Annotated in this window: 18 protein-coding genes and 1 pseudogene; 9 read left to right on the top strand and 10 right to left on the bottom strand. The window is 41.3% G+C overall.

The features are described from left to right. The first annotated feature begins 1 nt into the window (after position 1). Complete coding sequence (locus tag EHS11_RS17185) at positions 2-745, top strand: hypothetical protein (RefSeq protein WP_135765607.1); 744 nt, start codon at positions 2-4, stop codon at positions 743-745. Then, complete coding sequence (locus EHS11_RS17180; RefSeq protein ID WP_135765606.1) at positions 745-4,029, top strand: efflux RND transporter permease subunit; 3,285 nt, start codon at positions 745-747, stop codon at positions 4,027-4,029. The genes EHS11_RS17185 and EHS11_RS17180 overlap by 1 nt, the downstream gene beginning before the upstream one ends. 75 nt (positions 4,030-4,104) lie before the next feature. On the opposite strand, the gene EHS11_RS17175 is transcribed toward EHS11_RS17180, so the two are convergent. From EHS11_RS17175 to EHS11_RS17155, 4 genes and pseudogenes are all read right to left on the bottom strand, one after another. Next, positions 4,105-5,322 carry a porin gene (locus EHS11_RS17175; protein WP_246048019.1) on the bottom strand — a complete coding sequence of 406 codons (1,218 nt, stop codon included), beginning with the start codon at positions 5,320-5,322 and terminating at the stop codon, positions 4,105-4,107. Between the two features lie 67 nt (positions 5,323-5,389). Then, on the bottom strand, positions 5,390-5,797 hold the full coding sequence (locus EHS11_RS17170) for a hypothetical protein (RefSeq protein ID WP_135765605.1): 408 nt from the start codon (positions 5,795-5,797) through the stop codon (positions 5,390-5,392). Between the two features lie 466 nt (positions 5,798-6,263). Further along, a pseudogene (locus EHS11_RS17160) lies at positions 6,264-7,397 on the bottom strand (sigma-54 interaction domain-containing protein); the annotation flags it as partial. 91 nt (positions 7,398-7,488) lie between these two features. Further along, on the bottom strand, positions 7,489-8,355 hold the full coding sequence (locus EHS11_RS17155; RefSeq protein WP_135765604.1) for a DUF455 family protein: 867 nt from the start codon (positions 8,353-8,355) through the stop codon (positions 7,489-7,491). Positions 8,356-8,462: 107 nt separating this feature from the next. Here EHS11_RS17155 and EHS11_RS17150 point away from each other — a divergent pair, with 107 nt between their 5' ends. Both EHS11_RS17150 and thiD read left to right on the top strand, forming a co-directional pair. Continuing rightward, entirely contained in the window at positions 8,463-8,810 is a 348-nt protein-coding gene (locus tag EHS11_RS17150) for an MGMT family protein (RefSeq protein ID WP_135765603.1), read from the top strand. Beyond that, positions 8,807-9,598 (top strand): bifunctional hydroxymethylpyrimidine kinase/phosphomethylpyrimidine kinase, encoded by a 792-nt coding sequence (thiD, locus tag EHS11_RS17145; RefSeq protein ID WP_135765602.1) that lies wholly within the window; start codon positions 8,807-8,809, stop codon positions 9,596-9,598. The genes EHS11_RS17150 and thiD overlap by 4 nt, the downstream gene beginning before the upstream one ends. Before the next feature lie 260 nt (positions 9,599-9,858). Here the strand turns inward: thiD and EHS11_RS17140 are convergent, their stop codons facing one another. Continuing rightward, entirely contained in the window at positions 9,859-11,922 is a 2,064-nt protein-coding gene (locus EHS11_RS17140; protein ID WP_167884500.1) for a sigma-54-dependent Fis family transcriptional regulator, read from the bottom strand. A gap of 304 nt (positions 11,923-12,226) precedes the next feature. Between EHS11_RS17140 and EHS11_RS17135 the strand changes: the two genes are divergently transcribed. The 5 genes from EHS11_RS17135 (at position 12,227) to EHS11_RS17115 (ending at position 16,606) form a co-directional block, all read left to right on the top strand. After that, the gene (locus EHS11_RS17135; RefSeq protein ID WP_135765600.1) at positions 12,227-14,155 is read left to right on the top strand and encodes a GAF domain-containing SpoIIE family protein phosphatase; all 1,929 of its coding nucleotides are present in this window, start codon (positions 12,227-12,229) and stop codon (positions 14,153-14,155) included. Next, positions 14,152-14,469, top strand: a complete 318-nt coding sequence (locus EHS11_RS20360) for a PP-loop family protein (RefSeq protein ID WP_135765599.1) — start codon at positions 14,152-14,154, stop codon at positions 14,467-14,469. The genes EHS11_RS17135 and EHS11_RS20360 overlap by 4 nt, the downstream gene beginning before the upstream one ends. Before the next feature lie 8 nt (positions 14,470-14,477). Continuing rightward, positions 14,478-15,476, top strand: a complete 999-nt coding sequence (gene tilS / locus EHS11_RS20355; protein ID WP_281282587.1) for a tRNA lysidine(34) synthetase TilS — start codon at positions 14,478-14,480, stop codon at positions 15,474-15,476. Next, positions 15,473-16,108: a ribosome biogenesis GTP-binding protein YihA/YsxC gene (gene yihA, locus EHS11_RS17120; protein ID WP_135765597.1), complete on the top strand. Its 636-nt coding sequence runs from the start codon at positions 15,473-15,475 to the stop codon at positions 16,106-16,108. The genes tilS and yihA overlap by 4 nt, the downstream gene beginning before the upstream one ends. A 102-nt stretch (positions 16,109-16,210) precedes the next feature. Continuing rightward, positions 16,211-16,606, top strand: coding sequence for an LA_2478/LA_2722/LA_4182 family protein (locus EHS11_RS17115; RefSeq protein WP_135765920.1), 396 nt, complete (start codon positions 16,211-16,213; stop codon positions 16,604-16,606). Positions 16,607-16,713: 107 nt separating this feature from the next. On the opposite strand, the gene EHS11_RS17110 is transcribed toward EHS11_RS17115, so the two are convergent. The 5 genes from EHS11_RS17110 to omp85 (EHS11_RS17090) form a co-directional block, all read right to left on the bottom strand. Beyond that, positions 16,714-17,445, bottom strand: coding sequence for a hypothetical protein (locus EHS11_RS17110; RefSeq protein ID WP_135765596.1), 732 nt, complete (start codon positions 17,443-17,445; stop codon positions 16,714-16,716). Between the two features lie 153 nt (positions 17,446-17,598). After that, complete coding sequence (gene lsa25 / locus EHS11_RS17105; RefSeq protein ID WP_246048014.1) at positions 17,599-18,276, bottom strand: surface adhesin Lsa25; 678 nt, start codon at positions 18,274-18,276, stop codon at positions 17,599-17,601. Positions 18,277-18,289: 13 nt separating this feature from the next. Further along, positions 18,290-19,822: an Omp85 family outer membrane protein gene (gene omp85 / locus EHS11_RS17100; protein ID WP_135765595.1), complete on the bottom strand. Its 1,533-nt coding sequence runs from the start codon at positions 19,820-19,822 to the stop codon at positions 18,290-18,292. A gap of 131 nt (positions 19,823-19,953) precedes the next feature. Further along, positions 19,954-20,631, bottom strand: coding sequence for a surface adhesin Lsa25 (lsa25, locus tag EHS11_RS17095; RefSeq protein WP_135765594.1), 678 nt, complete (start codon positions 20,629-20,631; stop codon positions 19,954-19,956). Positions 20,632-20,644: 13 nt separating this feature from the next. Beyond that, positions 20,645-22,171: an Omp85 family outer membrane protein gene (gene omp85, locus EHS11_RS17090; RefSeq protein ID WP_135765593.1), complete on the bottom strand. Its 1,527-nt coding sequence runs from the start codon at positions 22,169-22,171 to the stop codon at positions 20,645-20,647. Positions 22,172-22,258: the final 87 nt, after the last annotated feature.

Raw genomic sequence — 22,258 nt, 5'->3', positions numbered from 1 at the left:
CATGAATAGATTTTTTTACTTAATTCTATTAACAAGTTTTTTGAGTTCCTCTTTTTTGTTTTCGGAACCGACACCTTCCGGAAACAAAAAAGACAAAGAGGAAACTCCCGAATGGAGTCCTGACCCAGATAAAAAAACCAGATTCGGAAAAGAAGATGAATTGGATCCCGATACGTTTCTTCCGAAAAACCAACCTAAATCCACCAACTTTTGGGTCTATGGTGCAACGATCGGAACTCCGGCAAGCATCAACCTCAATTTAGGTTATTACTACAAGGATATCGTAGTACGAGTATCAGGTGGTAGTTGGAGATCTCATTGGAACGGTGGACAGGTGGACTTGGGTTATACTTTCTGGAAAACGCCTGTCATTGCACATAGTATCTCTATTGTTGCAGGTAGCTTCAATGTAGATCCTTATTCTCCGGAATTAGGCAGAGGTGGTCAAACTTCTTATCCGACAGGGCTCAATGTTCCGGGATACCAATACAGAGACCCGAAATACGAAGATCAATTTATCCGTGCTTACGTAGCCGAAGTTAACGCTGATCTGGCCCTTCTACTGGAATACCAGAGCAGAGACACCCAAAAGGTATACCTCAAACAACAATACATCGGTTTAACATATGATATACTTCTTGGAAATTTTTTCCTCCAATTGGGAGGAGGAATCGGCCAAGGAGATTACAAAAACCCACAGATATTGATGCAGATGGGTTATTTATTTGATACAAGGTCAAAATAATGATTAAAGATTTTATAGAAAAAGCCTTACGATACCGTAATTACACTCTGGTTGCGGCAATCGTCTCTGTCATATTCGGAACCTGGGCATGGATTGATATTCGCAAAGAAGCCTATTCCGATATAGCAGACACTCAAGTCAGACTTATAGCAAAATTTCCTGGAAAAGCGGCAGTAGAAGTAGAAGAAAGAATAACTCTTCCCATTGAACGGGTATTAAACGCAATTCCGAATGTTGCCGTTAGGCGATCTAGAACTATCAATGGTTTGGTAGTATTCCAATTCGTATTCATTGATGGTACTGACGACTACTTTGCCCGTATGCGTCTTATGGAAAGAGTAAGAGATGCGGATATTCCCGACGATGTGGATCCGTCACTAGGACCGATGAGTTCTCCTGTAGGTGAAATTTTTCGCTACGTAGTAGAGTCCAAAGGCAACCATACTCCGATGGAGTTGAGGACTATTCAGGATTGGGTAGTTATGCCCAAGATGCTGCAGATTCCGGGAATTGCCGACGTAGTTACGTTTGGCGGTCTACCGAAACAATTCCATGTAGTAACATCTCCCGATCGTTTGATTCGTTATAAGTTGACGATCAATGACGTGATCCAGGCAATACAAGTTAACAACCTGAATACGGGAGGAAATTTACTCCTACAAGGTGAGCAAGGTTTTCCCATCCGCTCTCTAGGTGCCATCAGAGATCCCAAACATATTGAAAATATAGTAGTTAAAGTGGTAAACGGAGTTCCCGTCTTCGTTCGTGATTTGGGAACTGTTGAAATTTCCCATCCCATTCCCAGTGGGGTTCTCGGCTATACCATCCAAAACGACCATGAAGGTCTGATTGATGTAGATTCGTCTGTCCAAGGTTTGGTGGCGATGCGTCGATGGGGTGATCCCAACGAGATGGGTGAGAGAATTCGCGCCAAAGTCAAAGAAATCAACGAAAACTATCTTCCTCCCGATGTGACTCTCAGAACCACTTACGATAGAAGTGATTTGGTCAATTACACTCTCAGAACCATAGGTAAAACTCTGGTGGAAGGTGTGGTTGTAGTCAGCCTTGTATTGATTTTCTTTATAGGAAGTGTAAGAGCTTCCTTAGTCGTAGTTGCAACGATTCCATTTGCCATGTTGTTTGCATTTTTGCTAATGAATATAACAGGCATTCCCGCCAGCTTACTCTCGCTTGGTGCGATTGACTTCGGAATCATAGTCGACGGTGCCGTGATCATGGTAGAAAATATCATGAGGCGGTACAGAGATGCGTCTCCTTCCGAAAAAGAGAAAGGAATTCTTATTTTTACAAGAGATGCTGCCGCCGAAGTAGGAACTGAAATTATATTCTCCATCCTAATCATCATCCTGGCATACTTGCCTATTTTTTCTTTTGAAAGAATCGAAGGAAGATTGTTCAAGCCGATGGCGTTTACCATCTCTTTTGCCATCCTAGGTGCATTGATTTTTGCGATGGCCGTCATTCCGGTCATCATGTCGATGTTGTATAAAAAGTATTTCGAGTCGGCAAATCCGGGACCGATCGAATGGCATAATCCCTTTTATGCCTGGTTGGAAGTGAAATATGAAAAACTAATCAGATACATAGTAGATCGTTCCAAAAAAGCAGTTACTTATACGTTTACGGTTGTTACCATATTACTCGGAATCGGGATGTACAGTCTTGGAACCGAATTCCTTCCCGAAATGGATGAAGGCGGGTTCAACATTCGTGTCTTTTTTCCTGTGGGGATTTCATTGCCAGAATCCCGTAAATTCATTCCTAAAATCCGGGAAACCATTTACAAGAACGAACAAGTCAACATAGTCCTTTCCCAATTGGGAAGAAACGATGACGGAACAGATCCACTTCCACCAAACCGACTTGAGGTGCTTATCGGGCTAAAAGATTATAACGATTGGCAGGAAAAGATTACCAAACAGGAACTTTTACTTCGCATGAAAAACGATTTGGAAGCGACTCTCCCTGGATGCAGAATCAGTTTTTCCCAACCGATTATGGACAACCTATCCGAAGCCATCATGGGAACCATTGCCGACTTAGCAGTGTTTGTTGCAGGAGACGATCTCAAAGTGATGCGCAAAATTGGAAACGAAGTTTTGGATATCGTGAAGGATATGAAAGGGGCAAGTGAATACGGGATTGAACAAGAAGCGGAAAGCCCGCAATTAACGATAAAAATTGACCGCGAAGCCGCTGCTCGTTTCGGAATCAATGTAAGTGATATCCAACAAATGATCGAAGCGGCAATCGGAATGCAGAGAGTCAGCACTCTTTACGAAGGTCCTTCGGACATCCCCCCAAAAACACCTGCTAGGTTTGGTATCGTAGTTCGATTTTCCAAAGACTACCGGGCTTCTCAAAAAGCAATTGAGAATATGCCGATCATTTCGCCCAAAGGAGAAAGGATTCCACTTTCGGAACTGGCAAAGATCAGTTTGGAAGACGGGCCTACTATGATCTTTCGCCAGGAAGGAAGAAGGAATATTACGGTTAGAACCAATATCCGGGGAAGAGACCAAGGTGGTTTTGTTGCGGAACTGCAAAAAAAAGTAAAACAAAAGATCAAATTGCCGGAAGGATATCAAATCAAATTCGGTGGTCAGTATGAAAACCTATCCCGTGTAGGAACGAAACTAGCCATCGTGATTCCGATTACGATTCTAATCATATTTGGTGTTCTATTTATGTTGTATCGTAATTTAAAATACGTTTATGTTGCACTTGCTTGTATCCCTCTTTCTCTGGTCGGAGGAATCTATGCACTACTTTTCCGAGGATATTATTTCAACGTATCAGGCGGAGTCGGATTTATATCGCTCTTCGGAATTGCAACGATGGCTGGAGTACTTTTCGTATCCAGAACCAACCACCTACTCATTGATGAGCCGATGATTTCCACAAAGCTTGCAGTAAGTAAAGCCGCAGTAATCCAACTTCGGCCGATGTTAATGACTATGTTGTTGGCACTGCTTGGACTTATCCCCGCTACCTTAGGAACAGGAGTAGGTTCGGACGTGCAAAGACCTCTCGCTACTGTAATTGTAGGCGGGCTTTTTTCCGCGATGTGTTTGGTGCTAACCGTGTTGCCTTCTCTGTATCTACTGGTAGTTGGAGAAAGAAACAAAACGGATGCTTCTACTTTATATCCGCGTACTTCCAGCTTTAACTCGTTTAAAGAAGATTATGATTACGAAGAAGAACCTGCTTCGGAACAGAAGAAAACGAAAAAAGGATCAAACAAAAAGAAAACGAGATAGGCTAAAATCATTTTCTCCTAATGACTCAAAAACGATCCATGGTGGACGAAGCCAACTTCCATCATGGATTTTTATTTATAACTTCATACTAAAAGCGACTACGAAAAAATCTTCCTTCTTCGATGTTTGCCCGTTTCTATATTCAAAAATGGAATCCGCAGACCTTCTGTAATTGTATTCAAATCTTAAGAGTGCCGGTTCCCAGGATAACAGATCAAGAGTAGCCGTATAACCGTTGGACATAAATCCATTCCTGGTTCCCGTTTGAGCCATCACTTGTTTCGGATCGTAAAACCGCTCTACTCTGAAACTCAAACGATATGCAGGGTCCCATTTGAAACTGACCCAAAACGTTCCATGATACCAATGACGAAACGCTTTTGCTTCAGAATCCTTATAAATCGGATTCTGAGAATCCCAAACATTCCACCAAGGTTCGTACAATAGACTCTGTTTAGCTTTCTGGGCTCCGGCATCAAAGCTGCCGGCAAGAGACATCCATTCCAAAGCACGCCATTCCAATATCGTATTATTATAAAGTCTTAATTGTTTTCGTTCGTTGTCCGGTGCTTCATTTCCTCCGAACTGATTCACAATCAAAGTCAAACTCGGTGTAAATTTATATTTCCACTGCAACCCCAAAGACTTGTCCCGATTGTTCTCCGTTATATTTTGCCACCCGTTCATCACGTGAAACTGCATGGAAAATTTATTTGTGAACTCATGAGAGACGCGAACTCCTGTGGAGTAATAAGGAACGTAATCGAGTGCATAAGCCCGGGTGTAATTCCAATTCAAATGGGAGATCCAAGACTCAAACCCGATATGCCCGAAATAAATCCCTCCGTCCACCCAGGTTTTATCCGCCAAACGGAATCCGACGTATGCTTCCTGAAGATTGCGAACCCCCAGTTGATTGGAACCTGTATCCTTCGCCAGCTCCGATGCATAATTTGTATTTACGGAAGTTCCGTATTGCAAAGCAAGTCGGCCTCTGTATTTTTCTTCGTCTACTTTCATATCAATATAGGCCAGATTGACATTGAACTCCTGGTTACGAACTCCTTGCGTCGTGTATTTGCGTTCTGTAGCTTTAGGCAGGTTATTATTATAGAGATAATAGGAATCGATAAAACCTCCGAACTTGAGTGATTTGGGCAAGGAAACAGTCTCAGTCTGCTCTACTTTTTTTTCCTTAGGCAGTTCCAAGTTTTGGTCTTCCGCATGCAAAGCGAACGCAAACAGAAATAATATTATAAAATATAATTTTGTTTTGAACATAAGAGTTAGCATAAAGCAAATTTCCCAATCAAACAAGATTACCTGTATTAAGAGGTCCTCTTGTTTGATTAAGATTTTATTATTTTGCTTTTAATGCAGCTTTGATTTCGGCAGGAAAATCTTTTAGTTCTTCCGGGATCAATAGGATTTTTTTTCTGAATTTGTCTTTGTAATCTTTCTTAAATTTAACATGGCAGGACTTACAAGTATCTTCCGGTTTTCCGACAGCTAACTTTGCATCGATGATTTCCTTCCATTCTTTCTGTTGATCCGAAGGAGCAAGAGAAGGGATATGTTCCAAAATTTTATTTAGGTAATCCGCATTGCCTTTTTTATCATAAAGTTTTGTCGCAGGCTTTGTATAATCTTCCATAAAATCATGGAGATTCATCTCAAGGCTGGGAGTGTTTTTATTTTTTTCAGAGTGGAGAACCACAGTGAAAGATAGGCATGCAAACAAAATGGAAAGAGTAATTTGCAATTTCATTCTTAGTCTCCGATAGGTGTCCAAATAATCTATTTTGACAGGGCATCCCAGGCAAGCCGGATTTTTTTCAAACGGTTTCTTTTCTTACTTACGGCCTGAGCTTGCCGGAAGCAGTCGGTCACGCAAAGGAATACATTCATAATGCGATTGAGGATTCGATTCAAACCGGCCCGACAACTCACCTGAATCATTTTCCGGAGGGGTGAAAGTTTAAAGAAATTCGAAACGCCGAACGAACTGGCAAAAACCCGAACTTATTTTTTATATTTTTCCCAGAAAGGGAAATGAGCTGGAAAGAGCACATAATATGTGCTAAAAGGAACACATTGGGCGGCGGGTGGAGTTCCCCTCCCAAATCAGGGCGGGGATACCAAAATAAAATCCAATATAGCGAGAAGTAGTATTCGAAGAATCATCAGCAAAGCTGATCTGGAGGCGCGGGGAATAAAGGAAACTCACCTAACAACTAATACTCTATATTCAATTCTTTGATCTTTTTATCCAAAGTATTTCGGTTGATTCCTAAAAATTTAGCCACTCTCGTTTTGGTATATCGGAACTTCTTCATTGCATATTGAATCAAGCGGGATTCCACTTCATTCACGACTATTTCCATTGCCCTTCCGTCCAAATTGTCCAATTGGTTCGGAGTCAATCTGCCAGAAGCAAGATCCAACGGTTCAGAAGAATTCATAGGTTCTGTGTGAGAAGCCGATTGAATCTCGGGATGAGTTTCCTGATGTTCCTCAAAGTGATCTACTATATCCGAAAAATCCTCTTCAGATAATAATTCCTCTTGGGCAAGAACCACCGCCCTTTCGATCACATTTTCCAACTCCCTTACATTTCCTGGCCAACGGTATTTCAAAAGAAGTTTGCTTGCTTCTCGCGAAATTCCTTTGATTACTTTATTATTATCTTTTGCATATTTTTCCAAGAAGTGGTTTATCAAAAGTGGAATGTCTTCCGTTCTTTCCCGAAGAGGAGGAGTATTGATCTTAACGACGTTTAGGCGATAATATAGATCCGCGCGGAATTTCTTTTCTGCAACCAACTGTTCCAGTTCAGCGTTTGTAGCGGCAATGATTCTCACATCCACTTTTTTCGCTTTCACCGAACCAACCGCTTCAATCTCCCTTTCCTGCAGAACGCGCAATAACTTTGACTGCAAATTCAAATCCATTTCTCCGATCTCATCCAAAAAAATCGAACCTGTATCCGCCATTTCAAACTTCCCTTTTTTATCAGACACCGCTCCCGTAAAGCTACCTTTTTTATGACCGAACAATTCGCTTTCCAATAAGTTTTCAGGAATGGCGGCGCAATTGATTTTGATAAACGGATTTTCAGAACGCGAACTGTTATAATGAATCGCATTCGCTATCATCTCTTTACCTGTTCCCGATTCGCCTGTGATCAATACGGATGCACGGGAATCCGCTACCAACTGGATTTTCTCAAACATCTTTTCCATCGAACTGGCTTTGCCGATGAGAGAACCAAACTTGTATTTGTTTTTCAACTCACGTTTCAGTTGGATATTTTCTCTGGAGATTTCCTTTTTTGCTTCTTCTACGAGACTTTGGATCTTGATAGATTGGGTATAAAGCTAAATTAGCAAACATACAAGGGCTCAAGTATTAAGGAGCTTCCTTGTTTGATTAAGATTTTATTATTTTGAATCGATTGTTTTATAAAGTTTTGAAGGTGGATTTTTTCCAAACACTTTCATCCAGTGAAAATCGCTCTAAAATCCTATGATTCACTCGAGAAGTGTATTCATCTGTATAATTTCCCAAACACTCAATGAAGGATTCGGACATTCCTGCCATTCTTCTTGTCTCGGGAATAAAATAATAACCCTTTGCTCTTCTGGGAGTGAAGGGAAATTGAATCAAAGAAAGATAATATTCCCAATCCGATTTTCCCTCAGGGATCCCGTTTTGAAACACCCGCATTCCCCGCTTCACATGTTTGATTTCATCTTCAAAAATCCGCATCATAATCTCTGCCGTTTCGAAATCACCGAAATGATGAAATGCTTTTGCATACACTTGCGAATAATCCAGATTGGCCCCTTCAAAGGAAATGGATAAAACCGCAGTGAACTCTTCCAAACTATGTAGTCTGGGAATCTGTTTCCAAAATATATAATTGAGAGGGATGTCTCCGAAGCCGATTCCAAAGTCGGACATTCGTTTCAGATAAAGTCTGAGATGGGATTGTTCTTCTTCAATGGTTTTGATAAAACCGTACTTCACATGAATGGGTGCATCCGGGAAAGCAAGGATCGCCCAGGCAAAAAGTTCGATCGCCATCAATTCATGATTTGCAAAATGATGAAGAGTCAATCCCCTTGCACTGGTTTGATTCAAATGTTCCAATCTGGGAATTTTGACTTTCTTATCGGAGAAAGACAAACGATCCTCCCTGATCGGTTTTTCAATGCGAATAGGAATCGGTTCTCTTTCTTCTTCCCATTCCTTAGGTGGGGAAGTAAGTTTATCTTTCAAGTGAGGAGAAAGTAACAAGTGCTTGGCGTAATCCGAAAGTTTCATAATCCGATCAATCGATTCCGACTGCCTATGACCAAGATGGAAAATCCAATTCTTAAATAAATGATTTACTTCTTTGGAACGGAGATACCAGATAGAAATCGTATCTTATGGTTGCCCCGAAAAAAGCAGTATCCAGTTTTTATCAGGACGTATATTCTATGGTAAAAAAAGTTCCCAAAGGAAAAGTAACGACGTACGGAACGATAGCTGTTCTTTTGGGAAAGCCCAGAGCCGCAAGGGCTGTGGGTTACGCGTTAAATGCGTTGAAAAAAAGTCAGGCTGGGGCCGTACCTTGGCAAAGGGTGATCAACGCACAAGGTCAGATCTCTTTCAAAGGAGACGCCATACGTGCCGGTTTGCAAAAGCAAATCCTGATCGGTGAAAAAATAAAATTCGATGCAAATGATACGATTGATTTAAAAAAATTCGCCTGGAATCCCAAAGGTCTTTTATGAAAAATTTCCCCATTACTCTTTCCATTGCAGGTTCCGACTCGGGAGGAGGTGCAGGCGTCCAAGCGGATCTCAAAACTTTTTCATCCCTAGGCACGTTCGGAACTACCGCCTTCACTTGTTTAACGGCACAGAATCCCGATGGGGTGACTGCCATCCATGAGATCCCTACTTCTTTTATCAAAGCGCAGTTAGATGCAGTGCTTAGTTATTTTCCGGTCTCCGCCTGTAAAACAGGAATGTTGTTTTCAGAGGAAATCATCAATATCGTTCGGGAAGTTTTGCAAACAAAGCCGGATATCAAATTGGTCGTGGACCCCGTGATGATCGCAACAAGCGGCGCCAAACTTTTGAAAAACGATGCGATCACGGCCTTAAGGGAAAATTTGATTCCTATTGCAACGATCATCACCCCGAACCTGGACGAAGCTTCCCTCCTATTGGGACAAAACATAACCGGTCAGAACGAGCTCGAAAGTTCCGCAAAACAATTGTTTGATATTTTCAAAGTTCCTATCCTTCTAAAGGGAGGGCATTTACAGAATGTAACGGAAGCAATTGACATACTCTTCGATGGAAAGTCTATTTATAATTTCAAAAAACCTTTCCTCAAGGTAAAGAACACTCATGGTACGGGGTGCACCTTTTCCTCTGCAATCACCTCCTATCTTGCGCACGGCCTGAGCTTGCCGGAAGCAGTCGGTCACGCAAAGGAATACATTCATAATGCGATTGAGGATTCGATTCAAACCGGCCCGACAACTCACCTGAATCATTTTCCGGAGGGGTGAAAGTTTAAAGAAATTCGAAACGCCGAACGAACTGGCAAAAACCCGAACTTATTTTTTATATTTTTCCCAGAAAGGGAAATGAGCTGGAAAGAGCACATAATATGTGCTAAAAGGAACACATTGGGCGGCGGGTGGAGTTCCCCTCCCAAATCAGGGCGGGGATACCAAAATAAAATCCAATATAGCGAGAAGTAGTATTCGAAGAATCATCAGCAAAGCTGATCTGGAGGCGCGGGGAATAAAGGAAACTCACCTAACAACTAATACTCTATATTCAATTCTTTGATCTTTTTATCCAAAGTATTTCGGTTGATTCCTAAAAATTTAGCCACTCTCGTTTTGGTATATCGGAACTTCTTCATTGCATATTGAATCAAGCGGGATTCCACTTCATTCACGACTATTTCCATTGCCCTTCCGTCCAAATTGTCCAATTGGTTCGGAGTCAATCTGCCAGAAGCAAGATCCAACGGTTCAGAAGAATTCATAGGTTCTGTGTGAGAAGCCGATTGAATCTCGGGATGAGTTTCCTGATGTTCCTCAAAGTGATCTACTATATCCGAAAAATCCTCTTCAGATAATAATTCCTCTTGGGCAAGAACCACCGCCCTTTCGATCACATTTTCCAACTCCCTTACATTTCCTGGCCAACGGTATTTCAAAAGAAGTTTGCTTGCTTCTCGCGAAATTCCTTTGATTACTTTATTATTATCTTTTGCATATTTTTCCAAGAAGTGGTTTATCAAAAGTGGAATGTCTTCCGTTCTTTCCCGAAGAGGAGGAGTATTGATCTTAACGACGTTTAGGCGATAATATAGATCCGCGCGGAATTTCTTTTCTGCAACCAACTGTTCCAGTTCAGCGTTTGTAGCGGCAATGATTCTCACATCCACTTTTTTCGCTTTCACCGAACCAACCGCTTCAATCTCCCTTTCCTGCAGAACGCGCAATAACTTTGACTGCAAATTCAAATCCATTTCTCCGATCTCATCCAAAAAAATCGAACCTGTATCCGCCATTTCAAACTTCCCTTTTTTATCAGACACCGCTCCCGTAAAGCTACCTTTTTTATGACCGAACAATTCGCTTTCCAATAAGTTTTCAGGAATGGCGGCGCAATTGATTTTGATAAACGGATTTTCAGAACGCGAACTGTTATAATGAATCGCATTCGCTATCATCTCTTTACCTGTTCCCGATTCGCCTGTGATCAATACGGATGCACGGGAATCCGCTACCAACTGGATTTTCTCAAACATCTTTTCCATCGAACTGGCTTTGCCGATGAGAGAACCAAACTTGTATTTGTTTTTCAACTCACGTTTCAGTTGGATATTTTCTCTGGAGATTTCCTTTTTTGCTTCTTCTACGAGACTTTGGATCTTGATAGATTGGGAAATAATAGAGGCAACCACTTGTAAAAAATCCAAATATGATTTCAGATCGGTATGTTTGTTCTGTACGATAAACGCGTTCACCACGCCGATTATATTCTGATCACTCAAAATAGGAGAACACAACAAGCCTACGTTATGCGGGTCGTGCTTAAAATGGGAAAGATAGCCGACTCGATTCAAAAACGCCGGGTGATTGGCAACCGATTCGATGATCATCGCTTCCCCGGATTCAAATACTTTTCCTGTAATCCCTTCTCCCGGTTGATAAGAACCTTTGTCCATCTCCTCCTGGGAAAGACCCGAAGCCGCTACGATTCGCAATACCCCTTCTTCCTTATGATGAAGTACGATGCTTCCTTTCTCCAAACGAAGGGATTTTTCCATCGTAACCATAATGCCTTCAAAGATTTCATTCAAATCCAAAGTGGAAGTTACTAGTTTCGAAATTTCGATCAAAGTGGTTTGAATCTTGGTTCTCTGTTCCAAATTACGAATGGTTTGCAGGTTTTTAAAAATCTGTGCGGCTTGGTTGGCAAGAACACTTACAATTTCAAGCATCTCCGCGCTAAACGCATTCAAACGATTCGAATCGAGAGAAATCACACCGATAATTCCGTCTTCAACAATCATGGGAGCGACTAACTCCGATTTGATTTCTTCCTTTACCTGAATGTAATCGGGATCTTTGGAAACATCATTCACAAGTTTTGCCCGTCCTGTAGATGCAGCCATTCCGGTGATCCCTTGGCCGATCTTCAATCTGGTCTCTCTTAAAACCTGTTGGTTCATCCCCCGGGAAGTCACCACATCCAAAACCGCCGATTTTTCATCGATGAGCATAAGAGAGCCGGATTCTACACCGCAAATTTGAATGCAACGATCTAAAATCAGTTCCAGCAAACCATCCGGGTCTTGGGTGGAATTCATCGCTGTAGCAACATCGTGGATCGATTGGATCGGATTGATTTTCTTTGAATTCATAATATTTTGCTCTTAAAGTTTACGGTATGTATAAAAAAAACGCAATAGCAAATGCTCAATAGCTAGCTTCAATGCATAAATAATAGGCATTTTATTCATTTTTTGTTCATTTAGGCGTAGTTTTTCTCGAATACAATAGAAAAACTAACATTTGCTTATACATTAAGCACGAATCGTACCAGCTCTCTTCTCTTTTTTTGGAAAATACTTGTAGAATGTTTGAATGAAGTTCCTATATGATCCAACCCGAATGAACCAAGACCCCGTGGAAGAAACGCTTTGTCTGCTCTGTCAGGAACCTGAAGTCCCGGACGGAGTCACAAGACGCGGAAGATTTTACTGCAGAACCTGCGATCGGGAATGGATATTAGAAAAACGTAAAATAACCAGAGTCGGCAAAAACATACTCACCTCACAGGAAAAAACGGAATTCCTATTGGATTGTCTTTCCTTATTCAACTCTTCCATGGGATTGGAAGATTTGTTATTCAGATTCACGGAACTGATCACTGAAAGATTAAAAAGAGATAAAATTGCAATATTCATCACAAACCTTGAGTTAGGTGAAATCAGACTGGCCTATTATACTGCAAAACAAAAAAGCCTGCAAAGAGCGATCAAACGTATTCGTTTGGATTATGATTTAAGTTTCGGTGTTCTGATCGAATCCATGGCCAAAAGGGAATCCCGATTTTATGTTCTGGAAGATGAAATACATCCGTTCTATAAATTCTATTCGGAACTCACAGGAACCAAGTCCCAATTGGTGATTCCTATCATCTATGCAAATACCGCAGTAGGTATGTTAGCTGTCGATTATGAAGAGGATGATTATTCCGTTTATTTGGAAGACCAGGAAATTTTACAATTGGTAGTCGGGCAATTTGCGGTCTCACTTCGCAATTCCCTACTCTACTCCAAATCGCAAAACCAATCTAAAAATTTTCAAAGCCTTCATACTGCCGCATTGACTCTCAGCAAACTTTATCTGGACAATCATGATGAGATGATTCGAATGATTCTCTTGACATTATCCGGAATCGTAGAATCTTCCGTAGCCTGTTTGATTGAAAAGCCTGTCAAGTCGATGAAAGTAAAAGTATTCAAGTTGATACGTGATTTGGAAAATTTTCATATCAGCACCGAAACAAACACTGTGGATGTTTCGACTGTCATTCATCTATTGCATGCAAAAGAAACAATCACTGTTGATCCGAGCGACTATCCGGTTTTCGCATCCATCGGAGTGATCGGGAAAGAAGTAGTGATCATTCCGATCAGTCTTGAAAACGGAACCGATTGTATTTTTACCCTGGCAAAGCCGGATTCCCGATTTCCCCAAGACGAACTGGAAGCCTTGAATGCGTTCGTTTCCCTTGCCCGCATAACAATGGAAAATGCGAATCTTTATCAGAACCTTTCCCAAAAAGAAAGACTGGAAAAGGAAATTGAAATCGCAAAAGAAATTCAGGCAACCCTCCTCCCCCGAAAGATTCCCGATTCCAAATATCTTCTGTTTGGCGGATTCATGGTTCCTGCGCGGGGAATCGGAGGAGATTATTACGACTTTATTTTATCTCCCAATGGCAAGGAATTATTCTTATGTATCGGAGATGTGAGCGGGAAAGGAGTTGCCGCAGGACTTGTTATGGCAACGGTGCGAACCATATTGCATTCTTTGGTGCGAGTCAAAGATTCTCCCTGGGAGATAGTAAACGATATCAATAGTTATCTGTATACCAGTTACAAAGACGCGGCCACTCCCAGATTTATGAGTTTGATTTTGATTCGCTGGAGTTTGGAAACAAATCAAATGCTTGTTTCCGGCGCTGGCCACGGATTACTTTACATTCATAGAAACAAAACAAATTCCCTTGAAATTGTGGAAACAGGAGGAGTCATTCTCGGAATCACCGGAGATATATCCCAGTTCAAAAATGAAGACTCCATCGATCTGAAAAAAAATGACACGCTTCTCATGTTTACGGACGGAGTCACCGAAGCACTAAACCAATCGGAAGAACAATACGGTGACCATAGATTGCAGGAAAGTTTTTTATCTTCTTTGTCTCTGGAACCGAAGAACCAATTGGAAAGGATTTACAACGAAATTCGAAATTTCACAATGGAAGCGGAACAACACGACGATATCACCATGGTGGCGATTCGCAAATTATGAAATACAAACTTTCTCAAGAACTACGATCCCACTTCGAATCACTCCTTCGTCGAATGGGGAGAAACAGTTTAAATCTTTTGCAAAAAACAAAAACCATCGTTTCTTACTCGGGAGGAAAAGACTCCACTCTTGTTTTGTTTTTCTACGAATATCTGCACAAAGAGTACAATTGTCCTTCTCCCTATGTATTTCATTTCAATCACGAAATCAGAAACAATGAGGACGAAGAAAAACAAATGGAAACATTCATCCGATCCCGTTTTTCCGATTTTTCATTTATAAAAAAAAAATTCCTGAGCTTGCTTCCCATTTAAAAAAAGGTTTGGAAGAAACGGGGAGAATCGCCCGCTACGAAGAACTAAACCAGCTTTCAGATTCGCATAACACATATTATGCAACAGGACATCATCCTAGAGATTATTTCGAATCTATTTTGCTTCATCTCACGCGGGGAGGAGGGAAAAACGCATTGCAAACCCTACCCCCTCTTAGTCCCAATCGCTTTTTGCCTTTGGCTTTTTTAGAAGATAAGGAAAGAGTGGATTGTTACAGCCGGATCGTGGAATCATATCCGGTCTATGAAGACGAATCCAATGCGGATTCAAAATTCAAAAGAAACAGGATTCGAAATGAAATTCTACCTCTTTTGGAAAAAGAAAATCTAAACTACTACTCCATTTACTGGAATTTTCATTCTTGGGAAAAAACCGAGTTCGAAACATTTTTATCTTTTTACATAGAACGGAATTCGGAACCACTCCCGAAAAAAAACTCCGTCAAAGCAAAACACTTTTTGATTCCTCACCAAACATGGATTCATTCTTCCAAAGAAAAAAAGAAAACTCTCCTGGATTTCCATCTGGAGCTTTTGGGTTTTCCTTCCGTATACAAAGCACCTTTCGAAGATTTCATCCGACAAACAGCAGGAGAAAGAGCATTTTTACAAAACAAACTCTTTACCATTTACAAATCGAAATTAGGTGATACTTGGATAATGGACAATTCATCTCCTTTGTTTTCAATCCCTATTTCCCAAGCGGACGGAAACAATTTATACATCCGATGGAATGATCAGGAAAGAAGGATTCCGAATATAAATGGAAAATTATCATTTCAAATTTCACGCCCGGGCGAAAAAATCCAAGTTTCCATAGGCAAAAAGGAAATCTCGGAATGTTTGCGGGAAAAGAAGATTCCTTTTTTTATCAGAGAAAATATCCCAATTTTATATTACGAAGGCAAACCGATCCAAATCTTATTTTCTTTCTTTGATTCTAATTTAAAGGATCTTCCGCAAAACTGGCAGAACAAGTTCTTATGAATCCGAACAAACCCATCTATCACGAAGAAGTGCCGTTCCCGGAGACGAGTTTCAGTACTTCGATTTCTAAAATTTCTCCCGAGACTCCTCTCCCGGAAGGAACCTTACTTGGATTTATCGGTCGTTCCAATTCGGGGAAATCATCTCTTTTGAATTCAATTACAAATCGCAAAGGACTTGCCAAAGTTTCTAAAACTCCTGGCAAAACAAGACTGATCAACGTCTTCTCAACAAAGGCAGGATTTTCGCTCATCGACTTACCTGGATTTGGTTATTCGAAAGCATCCCATAAAGAACATAAGGATATGATGAACTTATTGGATCAGTTTCTGAATGAAATCACATCTCTCAAAGTTCTTTTCATACTCTGCGATGCGCAAAGAAGTTTTCCGGAGGAAGAAGTTCAAATGATCGAAACCGCTACATTGAAAAAAATCCTTCCCGTAGTGGTTCGTACAAAAATAGACAAGCTCAATCAAAAAGACAGAAATGCGATTCAAAAGGAAATGGAAGCTGTGATGAACGAGCTGGGCTACCCTTTCCCGCTTTTTTTCGTTTCTGCAACTACGGGAAAGGGAATCGGAGAGATGCGCAAATTCATTCTCAGCAAAGTCCAGACCATTCCAGTGTGATAATAAAAACAAAAAATGATTTCCTGTTTGAAAGATCCCTTCCCTACTTGATAAATAAATTTACAAAAAGGTCCATACATGAAAATCAAAGCCGTTTCTTTAATGATATCCCTTGGGTTACTATTTCTTTCCGCTTGCAAAGGTTCCGCATCTCCTGAAGCGAAACTTTTAGAACTCGCGCCTAAATTTCAAAAAGCAATGTGCAGCAAATCCATTGAATGCACGAAAGACGAGTTTGCAAAAATTCCTCCCGCTTACCGCAATATGATTCCTTCTTTCATGCAATCCGAAGAAAACTGCGTAGCTTTCTTCAAAGAGAAGTTTGACGAGGCACAAAAGAAACGTGCCATTGAGAAAAAAGAAGTAACGGAAGAGATGGTAAGCACATTTGAAACCTGTATTTCCGCTTTGGAAAAAACATCCTGTGAGCTTTACAAAGGTTCCAAAGGAAAAGTAAGCATTCCCGGTTGTGAAAATATGGAAAAATATTCCAACTAAAACTTTCATCTCGAAGACGTTGATTCGTTTTCGAGATTCTTCCTTCCTTAAGTTCACTTCACTTAAAAAAATATGAACCGTAGATTTTTTAAAAACTTTTGAGATAATTAGATAAATGCTTCGAAAAACTGACCAGGTTTGGAATCATTTGCAACCTGCATCATTCCAAATACGTTGGACACCATCATTTTGCGGATGTCGGTTAACATAGAAAAGGTTTCCTTGATCTCTTCCTTCATTTTAAGAAATCGAACTTCCTCTTCCAGTCTTCTCTTTTCCTGAGCGATCTCTTTTGATTTAGAGTCCTGTTCTATAGGAAGATTCCCTTTGTTCTCGGATATTTCCTTTTGTTTTTCCGAATCAAGACGAACTTCCAATTCTTTTATACGGGTTTCCAACTCTTCTTTCTTCTCATGCTCCACTCTTCCGACCAATTCGTTGTCTTTCTTTTCAGCCTTCTTTTCATCTTCTTCTTTGGACTTGGCGGAGAAAATATCTTGGAACGATTTGCCATCCGAGTATGGCTGAAGGGAAAAATCCCCAGGAGAAGATTCCTTTCGTTTTTGGGTGATGGCAGATGTTTCTCCACTAACAGCAACCAGACGACCATCTCTTAATTCGTAATTGATTTTAACATCAAGAGATCTGACTTCGGAGCCGTCCCGAAACGCTTGGTTACGAAATTCCTGCGCGTGTCCCAATTCATGAGAAATCACATGCAATGCGGAAAAAGTCTCAGGAGCACTTTCCAACTGACCATGACCAACATAGCTCACGCGTCGGTCTGCATAAAGACCGTTTGGGTTTGCCTTCTGATTGGTCAGTCCGATCGAATTCATACCTACTCCTATGATTCTAAGTGGTACTTCGGAGGATCTACTAATTAGATTACAATAATTTGGGAAAAAAGAAAGATTTTTTGAGGTATTCGGGACTTACAAACAAGTCCGTTCGATGCACCCCGCAAAACCAGGGTGCATTCTGTTTTTATGTTATAAGTTTTTAACGCAACGGACATAATTTCGATCCGTCTTAACAGTGTTCTTTTCATCTCCAAAAGTAGATCTGTCAAAGGAGATAGATCTTGCCGTCTCTCCGGGGATGTCCTGTTCATTCGACCAAGAGGACCAGTATTCCGCTTCCAAGGTCGATGGAAAATAGTTCAATACAGATATCCTTCCCGTTTCTGTCAGTCGTTTCAATTCGATCGGGGTTGGCACTCTCCAGGTTGTTCCGAGTGCAGCACAAGCATGGTAAGCTTCACTCGTTCCACTGATCGCTATCTCAGAGGCTGCAAGCAACACTTGAGGTACTGTCACGCGGTTACAAGCATGCGTCTTGCTATCGCAAAAGGCCAACTGACGGGCTCCGTAACGATACGGATCCTGAGGGTTCAATACCGTTCCCGCTGCTCCTCCCTGACAATCGTTCTCGCTTTGACGATACACTTGACCTACTGAGCATTTTTGCCATTCCAAACCGGCAGCAGGATCCCGCACTGTCCCCGTTCGCGTGTCCACCAAACTTTGATTTGCCAGAAAACCTGCTAGCAACAGATTTGTTTCTTCTTCCGAGATTCCGTAAAAATCTTTTTCAGGCTTCGCTTCGCAATTCACAAGGAACATCACGACAGAAAGCGCAATTATCAATATCATATTTCTATGTTTCATTGTCTCTACTTCCCTAAAATATATGGTTAAAGTTCACAAAGGCCTGTGAATCTTCTTTCGACACTGCATAATCAACATAGATAACAGTTGCTTGGTTCCAGGGAATTCTAAAACCCAGACCTCGGGAATGTTTATAACCTTTTAAGTTTACACGATCCGTAACGTCCCAAACTCTACCTACATCGTAAAACGGTACCAATTGAAAATCAAAATGTTGGCCCCAAATATCAATCGATGCGAATTTCCAGCGAATTTCAAAGTTGGCATAACCCATTGTCTGACCTACAAATCGATCTTGTTTGTAACCGCGAATCGTAGTTCTACCACCTAACCCCGATTGGTTTGATTCAGTTCCCCACATATTTCGGTATTCATAGAAAGGAGCATCTCCGTTTGTTTGCATCAAAGCTGCTCTTGTTGCGATTACGAATTTTTCCAATAGCTCAGGCGGTTTTTTTGTAAACCATTCCACAGGACTGAAGAAAAGTCTTCCCGAAACCAAGTTTTTGTTAAACTCATAATTGGAACCGATTGATTTCGCAGATCTTTCATGAGTGGCTTCCAAAAACAAACCACGATTTGGGTCCGGTTCGAAATCTCTAGTATCATATACAACCCCTGCACGAACCGTATTTGTAGTACCACCGTTGAATCCCAAAATTTTGCCGTCTTTTTGGTCACGAGTCAAACGGGTTTCCCCTTCGGGAGTAGGCAGATGTTCTCCTACAACATTGTCCAAGAAACCTGATCCCAAAGGAACTCCGCCTAATTGTTCCGATGCGCCGAATTTGGCATCATATGTTTTGCCGTCATAAGTGCGTACGATTTGTTTTGATAGTCTTACGCCAGTTACGGTACGAACCGTGCCTCCGAAGAAAGAATATTCACCGGAAAAGCTGAAGTTCGGGTTTTCTATATCATAACGGTTGTATCTGGAATCGGTAACATAAGGGGCTTCTCCCGCCCCTACATCACCCGGCCTACGGTATCCTAAATTGCTCTCATAATCGGCAAAAGGAGCATTTCGCACCATCCGGCCGGCAGGATCGTTTCTTTCCAGATAAGACAATGGTTGAAGTGTTTTTTCTCCGATTCCAAAGTACAATGTGTTCGGATTTCTATCATAAACCAAATCGGCACGCACTCTCCATTTTGTATCAAAGATATAAGGTGCGTCCAAACTCAACCAATGGTAAGGAGCATTTTTGGTTGTGTTAAAATACTGAGCGAAAATTCGATAACGATAAGGAGTATATTCGAATAATGGATTATCTCTTCCTCCGTTATTCAGATAAATGACCCTCGCTCCATAACCGATCCCTACGTTAGGATCGGAGTTCACAAGAGGAAGACCGGTGAAGTATCCGCCTTCTTTTTTGTTTTTTACATCCCTGACACTCAACCGTTTCTTTTCAGAAATTTCAAAAGGAAGACCGGGATGTGGTGCGCGCGGACCAGTCTCCTCCTCCGTTTTTGGCTGTGCCATAATCCCCAGAGATAGTAAAAAAAGAAGAAGTATGACACTTCTTGTTATATATTTGAACATTTTTGACCTATTTTTTTATAAAATTGTCTAACGATGTCATGTCTTACTACATTATGTATAAATGGGAAGGATTTTTTGGGAACCTTCCCTACCTTGCAGTAGGGAAGTCGTAGGGAGGCGAAAGTCAGAAATTATAAGTTTTTAACGCAACGGACATAATTTCGATCCGTCTTAACAGTGTTCTTTTCATCTCCAAAAGTAGATCTGTCAAAGGAGATAGATCTTGCCGTCTCTCCGGGGATGTCCTGTTCATTCGACCAAGAAGACCAGTATTCCGCTTCCAAGGTCAATGGAAAATAATTCAATACAGATATCCTTCCCGTTTCTGTCAGTCGTTTCAATTCGATCGGGGTTGGCACTCTCCAGGTTGTTCCGAGTGCAGCACAAGCATGGTAAGCTTCACTCGTTCCACTGATTGCTATCTCAGAGGCTGCAAGCAACACTTGAGGTACTGTCACGCGGTTACAAGCATGCGTCTTGCTATCGCAAAAGGCCAACTGACGGGCTCCGTAACGATACGGATCCTGAGGGTTCAATACCGTTCCCGCTGCTCCTCCCTGACAATCGTTCTCGCTTTGACGATACACTTGACCTACTGAGCATTTTTGCCATTCCAAACCGGCAGCAGGATCCCGCACTGTCCCCGTTCGCGTGTCCACCAAACTTTGATTTGCCAGAAAACCTGCTAGCAACAGATTTGTTTCTTCTTCCGAGATTCCGTAAAAATCTTTTTCAGGCTTCGCTTCGCAATTCACAAGGAACATCACGACAGAAAGCGCAATTATCAATATTATATTTCTATGTTTCATTGTCTCTACTTCCCTAAAATATATGGTTAAAGTTCACAAAGGTTTGCGAATCTTCCGCAGACCAAGCATGATCTATGATAATAACAGTTGCTTGGTTCCAGGGAATTCTAAAACCCAGACCTCGGGAATGTTTATAACCTTTTAAATTCACTTTTTCCGTAGCATCCCAAACTCTACCTACATCATAAAACGGAACCAATTGAAAGTCAAAATGTTGTTTGGCAACATCGATTGATGCGAATTTCCAGCGAATTTCAAAGTTGGCATAAGCCATTGTCTGACCTACAAATCGATCTTGTTTGTAACCTCTTAAAGTGGTTCTTCCTCCGAGACCGGATTGAGTGACTTCCGTTCCCCACATATTTCTCATTTCGTAAAAAGGAGCATCTCCATTTGTTTGAACCATTGCGCCTTTGGCGCCCAAGACCAGTTTTTCCAGGAGGACATGAGGTTTTTTTGTAAACCATTCCACGGGGCTGACAAATCCGCGAGCGGAAACATAATTTTTGTTAAACTGAAAATCAGAACCTATCGCACGAAGCGATCTTTCATGAGTGGCTTCCAAAAACAAACCACGATTCGGGTCCGGTTCGAAATCTCTAGTATCATATACAATCGCAACTCGCCCGGTATTGACATTTCCTCCCTTGAAACCTATGATATTTCCAGCCTTGTTTTCTTCCGTGACTTTAGTAGTTCCTTCCGGAGTGGAAATTTCTTCGTTAGGTGCAAGGATATTGAGAGGAAGTCCCACCAACTGGTCATAACCTCCGAATTTGGAATCCTGCCATTTTCCATCATATGTACGAATGATTTGTCTGGAGATTCTGGCACCTGCAATCGTACGAACCGTTCCTCCGAAGAAAGAATATTCACCGGAGAATGTCCAGTTCGGGTTTTCCAATTCATAACGATTGTATTTATTGTCTGTGACAGTATTGTACTGTTCTCCGGATCCGCCCGGTCTGCGGTACATTAAACTATCGGAATAATCACTGAAACCGGCATTGCGAATCTGTCTTCCGGAAGGATCGTTTCTTTCCAGATAGGAGAGAGGTTTCAAAGTTTCCGTGCCCATTCCGAAATAAAGCAAGTTCGGGTTTTTTTCATAAATCAAATCCGAACGCACTCTCCATTTCGTATCAAAGATAAAAGGAGCATCAAAACTTAAATCCTGATATTGGTTGCTCTTTGTTGTAGTGAAATATTGAACGAAAACTCTATATTTATAAGGGGTGTATTCAAATAGGGGTCTTGACCTTTCCCCGTTGTAATAATAAAAAACCCTGACTCCGTAACCGATACCGTTGTTGGGATCGGAATTCAACAAAGGAAGACCGGTAATGTATCCGCCTTCTTTTTTAATCTTTAAGTCCCTTTCACTCAATCGTTTCTTTTCAGAAATTTCAAAGGGCAAATCGGCCCGGGCCGGTCTTACGGTTGGCGCTTGCTCTAATTCAGGCTTTTCCTGAGCAGAAAGGGCAAAAGTAGATATGAGAATGGACAGAAATAAAAATTTCCGAAACAAAGATAGATTCATTGATGACTCGTTCACTATATAGGTTGTCAGACTCTGCTATGTTAGATGAGCTTGTCAAATCATTTTGACACAATTTGCCTTTTTTGG

Origin of the sequence: Leptospira ilyithenensis, assembly GCF_004771005.1 — a bacterium.
Lineage (GTDB): Bacteria > Spirochaetota > Leptospiria > Leptospirales > Leptospiraceae > Leptospira_A > Leptospira_A ilyithenensis.
Note: the sequence above shows the minus strand (reverse complement) of the source record. Positions and strands in the feature narration are given on the sequence as shown.

What these genes read in the sequence shown, in the direction of transcription:
- EHS11_RS17135 (WP_135765600.1), top strand. Translation starts at nt 12,227, where the DNA reads ATGAACCAAGACCCCGTGGAAGAAACGCTTTGTCTGCTCTGTCAGGAA.
- EHS11_RS17115 (WP_135765920.1), top strand. Translation starts at nt 16,211, where the DNA reads ATGATATCCCTTGGGTTACTATTTCTTTCCGCTTGCAAAGGTTCCGCA.
- omp85 (WP_135765595.1), bottom strand. Translation starts at nt 19,822, where the DNA reads ATGTTCAAATATATAACAAGAAGTGTCATACTTCTTCTTTTTTTACTA.
- EHS11_RS17155 (WP_135765604.1), bottom strand. Translation starts at nt 8,355, where the DNA reads ATGAAACTTTCGGATTACGCCAAGCACTTGTTACTTTCTCCTCACTTG.
- yihA (WP_135765597.1), top strand. Translation starts at nt 15,473, where the DNA reads ATGAATCCGAACAAACCCATCTATCACGAAGAAGTGCCGTTCCCGGAG.
- EHS11_RS17170 (WP_135765605.1), bottom strand. Translation starts at nt 5,797, where the DNA reads ATGAAATTGCAAATTACTCTTTCCATTTTGTTTGCATGCCTATCTTTC.
- lsa25 (WP_135765594.1), bottom strand. Translation starts at nt 20,631, where the DNA reads ATGAAACATAGAAATATAATATTGATAATTGCGCTTTCTGTCGTGATG.
- EHS11_RS17185 (WP_135765607.1), top strand. Translation starts at nt 2, where the DNA reads ATGAATAGATTTTTTTACTTAATTCTATTAACAAGTTTTTTGAGTTCC.
- omp85 (WP_135765593.1), bottom strand. Translation starts at nt 22,171, where the DNA reads ATGAATCTATCTTTGTTTCGGAAATTTTTATTTCTGTCCATTCTCATA.
- thiD (WP_135765602.1), top strand. Translation starts at nt 8,807, where the DNA reads ATGAAAAATTTCCCCATTACTCTTTCCATTGCAGGTTCCGACTCGGGA.
- EHS11_RS20360 (WP_135765599.1), top strand. Translation starts at nt 14,152, where the DNA reads ATGAAATACAAACTTTCTCAAGAACTACGATCCCACTTCGAATCACTC.
- EHS11_RS17110 (WP_135765596.1), bottom strand. Translation starts at nt 17,445, where the DNA reads ATGAATTCGATCGGACTGACCAATCAGAAGGCAAACCCAAACGGTCTT.
- EHS11_RS17140 (WP_167884500.1), bottom strand. Translation starts at nt 11,922, where the DNA reads ATGAATTCCACCCAAGACCCGGATGGTTTGCTGGAACTGATTTTAGAT.
- EHS11_RS17175 (WP_246048019.1), bottom strand. Translation starts at nt 5,322, where the DNA reads ATGCTAACTCTTATGTTCAAAACAAAATTATATTTTATAATATTATTT.
- EHS11_RS17150 (WP_135765603.1), top strand. Translation starts at nt 8,463, where the DNA reads ATGGTTGCCCCGAAAAAAGCAGTATCCAGTTTTTATCAGGACGTATAT.
- EHS11_RS17180 (WP_135765606.1), top strand. Translation starts at nt 745, where the DNA reads ATGATTAAAGATTTTATAGAAAAAGCCTTACGATACCGTAATTACACT.
- lsa25 (WP_246048014.1), bottom strand. Translation starts at nt 18,276, where the DNA reads ATGAAACATAGAAATATGATATTGATAATTGCGCTTTCTGTCGTGATG.